This is a genomic window from Bifidobacterium castoris, from assembly GCF_003952025.1.
In the GTDB taxonomy this organism is placed as follows: Bacteria; Actinomycetota; Actinomycetes; order Actinomycetales; family Bifidobacteriaceae; genus Bifidobacterium; species Bifidobacterium castoris.
In genome coordinates, this window is record NZ_QXGI01000019.1 from 1 (window position 1) to 4,169 (window position 4,169).

Here is a 4,169-nt window from a genome sequence, read left to right on the forward strand (position 1 = left end):
CCTGAAAACACACACAACCACCGGCGTGTCGAAAACACCCCACAACCCCACCACCAACACCACAACACACCACCCAACCACCACCACAACACACCACAACAACCCCACCACCGGCGTGTCACACACCGCTACGCCCACGTCATACATCGCCTCCCCATGCGCGCACGCGCACTAAGCTGGGCCCCGACAAGCCGACGCATCACGGATGCGTAAACGACCGCGCGTATATGGCCCGCGGCCGCAAATCCCGGCACATTCCCACGGAAGGGGAGCCATGTCCATCACATCCACATCAACGCCACCATCAGCCTCCACGCGGACGACCATCGGGTTGCCGAACGACGGCTTCGTTCCAGTGGCCACGATCAGTCCGGCGAGCACCGTCGCCGACCCCGCGCACAACGCGGATCTCTGCTATCAGGGTCTGCGGCGTGCGGCCGGTCTCGGCGCCAAGGTCGTCGTCTTCCCGGAGGTCGTGCTCACGTCGTACATCGCCGACGACCTGCTGTACCACGGCATTCTGCTGGAAAGCGCAGAGCGCGAGCTGGGACGGCTCGCGGCGCGCACCGCGGATCTCGACGTGCTGTTCTCCGTCGGCGTCCCGCTGTGCATCAACGGCAAGATCTACAACACCGTCGCCGTATGCCACCGCGGACGCATCCTCGGCGTCGTGCCGAAGACCTTCATCCCCACCTACGGCGTGGATTTCGAGGGCCGCTGGTTCAATTCCGGCCCCACCGACGTCACCGACATCACGGTGGCCGACCAGACGCATGTGCCGTTCGGTTCACATCAGCTGTTCCGCTGCCGTCAGATGCCGCAGCTATGCGTCGGTTATGAGATCTGCGAGGATATCTGGTCCCCTCAGCCGCCTTCGATCCGCCTCGCCCTGGCCGGCGCGACGATCATCTGCAATGGCTCCGCATCGAATGCGTCGCTGGAGAAGGATATCTATCGACGTGGCCTCATCAGCGGACAAAGCGCACGTTTGCTGTGCTGCTATGCCTATTGCAGTTCAGGCCAGGGCGATTCGACGAGCGACGTGACGGTCGGCGGCCAGGAGATCATCGCCGAGAACGGCGCCGTGCTCGCACAGGCCCGGCCGTTCGGCGAGGGCTTCGCGATCGCCGACGTGGACGTCGAAAGCCTGTGGGGCGCACGTCGCGGCATGTCGTCGTTCAAGGTGGCCGCGAGCGCCCAAGCCGCCGGCTATCACGAGACGTTGTTCGACATGGACGTTCCCGAGCATCCGCTGCACCGCCCGGTCTCGCCGCAGCCCTTCGTGCCGGCGGAGCCACGAGACCGTGACGATTGCTGCGATCTGGCGTTGACGATGCAGGCGCATGGCATGCTCGCGTTCCTGCACAACCGCGGTGCCGACGGCATCACCGTGCTCGCAGAGGACACCGCGGTCGCCGATGCCGCACTCGCGCTGCTCGTCGCCGTGCGCGCCGCCGATCTCGCAGGTCTCCCACGCACGGCCGTGCATATGCGCTTCCCCGGAGAGCGGCCGAACGACCATGCCAAGACGCTGCTCGATTCCCTTGCGGCCGCGGTCGGCTGCACGATATTCGACACCGCCCACCCGCAGGACGCCACGGCCGAGGCGCTCGTCAATCCGGCCGACATGACGGAGCTTGCACTCGGCATCAGCGGCTTCCCGCTCGATCTGACGATGCAGTACGCCGTGAACAGCCAGTTGGTGCGCTCCTTCGTGCCGCTGATGCTCGCACATGTCGCGAAGACGACCGACGATGAACGGTTGCACGCGGCGCTTGGACCGATCATCGCCCATGACGCCCCGCTCCATGTCCCCGAACATGACCGCTATGCGGCGCAGGGTTTCACCGACATCGCGCCCGTCGAGGTCGAGGATTTCTTCATCGATGGGTTCCTGCGCGCGCAATACCGGCCGGCGAAGTCGTTCCGGCTGGCGCGGTGCGCGTTCGGATCCAAGTATGACGGCGAGCGGCTGCTCAAGTGGATGCGCACGTTCTACGGCAGGTTCTTCGCGACCCAGTTCATGCGCCACGATCTCCCCGACGGTCCGCGCATCGGATCGGCCGGTCTTGATCTGCGCGACGGTTTCATGATGCCGACGTATGCGCAAAGCACGTTGTGGCTCGATGAGGTCGATGCGCTGCTCGCACAACTCGACGCCTGAGCCGCAGCCGGCATCCTCATGAACGCATGCGCCCCCCTGTGGGGATGTTCCATGTGAAACAAATCGATTTGTTTCACATGGAACATCCCCACAGGGGGGCGCATGGGTCAATGCCGGTCGATCAACGCGTCCGGCGGGCGGCGAAGGCGCGGACGTTCGCGAGGAATGCGCAAACGAGGACGACGAGCAGGACGATCATACCGACATGGCCTCCATGCTGCGTGGCCGTCTCGAAGGCCGTTTTGTCCTTCTCAAGGCTATGCCCGGATTGAGCCACACCCAAGCAGATGGACATCACCGTCGTACCGACGGCGCCCGCGAGCTGCTGGAACGTGCTGAACATGGCGTTGCCGTCCGGCTGCATGCGCGGCGAGATGACGCTCATGCCCGCGGTCATCGTATTGGGATAGGCCATCGAGAAGCCGATCATGTACGCGATGTAGCCTACGCAGATCATCCAGACGCTTGCGGTCGGACGCACCATGAGCAGCATCAGTATGATGCCCAGGATGGCAAGCGCCATCGTCGAGAGGATCGGGCGCATCGGGCCGAAACGATCGAGCAACGCCCCGCCGACCGGCGCCAGCACGGCGCCCAGCAATGCACCGGGGAGGATCAGCAATCCCGCGACGGTCGTCGTTGAGCCAAAGCCGAGCTGGGCGAGATTCGGGATGAGATAACCGAAACCGATCGTGACACCTTCCAGCATCACATAGGCCAGCAGATGCCAACGGAACGGCACCGAACGCAGGACGCCCATATGGATGAGCGGATCCGTCGAACGCTTGCTCAACGACGCGAACCATACGAGGGCGCCCACGGACACGAGGAACAGCACGACAGCAAGTACAAGCGTGCCGGATGCGCCGGACTCGCCTGAGGTCAGGGCCGTGATGGAGGCCCCCATCCGATCAAGCGCGAACACGAAGGCCACGAAGCCGATCATCAGCAGTATGAGCTGCACCCAGCTGAAGCGTACGCGCTCGGTCGGGCGCGGTTGGCGGATGGTCGCGGCGCCGACGAAGCCCGCGATCACCAGGAACGGGATCAGAATCGCGAACATCCAGCGCCAGCCGATCGCCGACACGCCTACACCGCCTACCGTGGGCCCGAGTGCAGGTGCGATGGCGCACACCATGTTGCCGACGCCCATCAGCAGTCCCAGACGTGAGCGCGGGGACTGCTCGAGGATGATGTTGAACATGAGCGGCAGCGCGATGCCGGTACCGGCACCCTGCAGGATGCGAGCGAGCATCAGCATCGGGAAGTTCACGGCAAGCGCGGCGATCAACAATCCCGCGACGCACAGCACGACCGCGGCCATGAAGGACGATTTGAGCGTGAAGCGGTGATTGAGATACGACGACAACGGCGTGACGATGGACACCACAAGCAAATATCCGGTCGTCAACCATTGCACAACAGAAGTGCCGATATGGAATTCCTCCATCAGCGTCGGGAAGAGCACATTGGTCATCGTCTCCGTGAGGATGCCGATGAAGGCCATGAGGCCAGTCGCGATGATCGCAAGCAGCAGTTTCGGCTCGATGCGCTCGGCCGCAGGTGTTTCGCCGCCTTCATGGTCAGACGGTGGAGTGGGATGATGGTTCGGTGACGTCAATGAGGAATCGGAATTGGACATCAGTGCAGAAGCCGTCCCCGGCTATCCTTTCTTGGCTCGGTATGATTGCGGCCCATTCCGCGTTGCCGAGCACTGCAGGGAGGGCACGCCAGCCGCTTATGCGGCTTGGCATAGAAAAAGCGGGGATGGACCTCGCTTGTTACTGTTCCAGTATACCCGATATCTCCATTGTCATATCAGGTGTGAAACACCAAGTGAGCGTCGCGGATGACCGTCTGATGCTTGGCTGGATAGCAGAAGAGCCCGCCGTGGTGGTGGGCTCTTCGTGTGAAGTGTGGGTGCGGCGGCGTGCTACTCTCCCACACCCTGTCGGGTGCAGTACCATCGCCGTGCCAGGTCTTAGCTTCCGGGTTCGGAATGGGA

Annotated in this window: 2 protein-coding genes and 1 rRNA gene; 1 reads left to right on the forward strand and 2 read right to left on the reverse strand. The window is 63.3% G+C overall.

What is annotated here, in order from left to right; genetic code table 11:
* Positions 1-355: 355 nt before the first annotated feature.
* Positions 356-2,164 (forward strand): nitrilase-related carbon-nitrogen hydrolase, encoded by a 1,809-nt coding sequence (locus tag D2E22_RS10370; RefSeq protein ID WP_164518515.1) that lies wholly within the window; start codon positions 356-358, stop codon positions 2,162-2,164.
* Between the two features lie 121 nt (positions 2,165-2,285).
* Here the strand turns inward: D2E22_RS10370 and D2E22_RS10375 are convergent, their stop codons facing one another.
* Complete coding sequence (locus tag D2E22_RS10375; protein WP_126033003.1) at positions 2,286-3,806, reverse strand: MFS transporter; 1,521 nt, start codon at positions 3,804-3,806, stop codon at positions 2,286-2,288.
* 278 nt (positions 3,807-4,084) lie between these two features.
* Positions 4,085-4,169, reverse strand: a 5S ribosomal RNA gene (gene rrf / locus D2E22_RS11030); the annotation flags it as partial.

Excerpts from the sequence above, each read along its gene's own strand:
- D2E22_RS10375 (WP_126033003.1), bottom strand. The coding sequence starts at position 3,806 with ATGTCCAATTCCGATTCCTCATTGACGTCACCGAACCATCATCCCACT.